The organism is Roseisolibacter sp. H3M3-2 (assembly GCF_029211165.1).
GTDB lineage: Bacteria > Gemmatimonadota > Gemmatimonadetes > Gemmatimonadales > Gemmatimonadaceae > Roseisolibacter.
In genome coordinates this window covers 1-876 of sequence record NZ_JARGEK010000723.1, presented here as the reverse complement: position 1 = coordinate 876, position 876 = coordinate 1, and the positions used below count along the sequence as shown (strand labels likewise).

1 protein-coding gene is annotated in these 876 nt (G+C 81.5%); it reads right to left on the bottom strand.

Annotation, left to right across the window (positions count from 1 at the left end):
- A partial coding sequence (locus PYV61_RS25990; protein ID WP_275836791.1) for a ComEC/Rec2 family competence protein occupies window positions 1–876 on the bottom strand: 876 nt, incomplete at both ends.

The window sequence follows — 876 nt, the reverse complement described above, 5'->3', positions numbered from 1 at the left end:
CCTAAGACCGCTTGGCCTCCCGACTTCGCCGCCGCGCCGCGCGCCACCGCGTCGAGGAGCGCGAGCAGCGGCCGCACCGCCCCCGCGGCGAACGCGCCGACGCCGTCCCAGGGCGCCGCCAGCACGGCGACGAACAGCGCCGGCTGCAGCACCGCCAGCACCGGCCCCGCGGCGAGGTTCGCCAGCGGGCCGACGAGGCTCACCTGCCCGAAGTGCCACGCCACGAGCGGCGCCGACGCCAGCGTCGCCAGCACGCCCACGACCAGCTCGCGCCCCAGCGCCACCCGCGGCCCCTCGCCCAACCCGCGGAGCGCGGCCAGCGCCGCCGCCGCGACGCCCGGCGCCCGCGGCCGCCCGTCGGCCTCGCGCGACCGCAGCACGAGCGTGCGCGCCAGCCCGCGCCCCGCCACCACCGCCGCCGTCCCGCCGACGCTCAGCTGGTACCCGAGGTCGAGCACCACCACCGGGTCGGCCAGCTCCAGCGCCGCGTCGTCGGCGCGCACCGCCCACGGCGACGTCGGGCGCTGCAGGGCGCGCGCGGCCGCGTCCATCGCCAGCATCCCGCCCGCGCGCACGGCGGGCGGCGGCGCGCCGATGAGCGCGACGTAGCCCGCCACCGCCGCCACCACCCCGGCCGACCCCGCCCGCCGCGGAACCCGCGCCGCCCACAGCAGCAGCGCCAGCGCCTCGTCGAGGATCGCCACGTGCAGCCCCGACACCGACAGCGCGTGCACCAGCCCCGCGGCGGCGTACCGGTCGCGCACGTCCGGGTCGATCGCCCGCGCGTCGGCCAGGACGAGCGCCCGCACCAGCGCGGCGTCGTCGCCGAACCGCCGGTCCACCAGCGCCCCGGCCCGCGCGCGCAGCGCGGGGAGC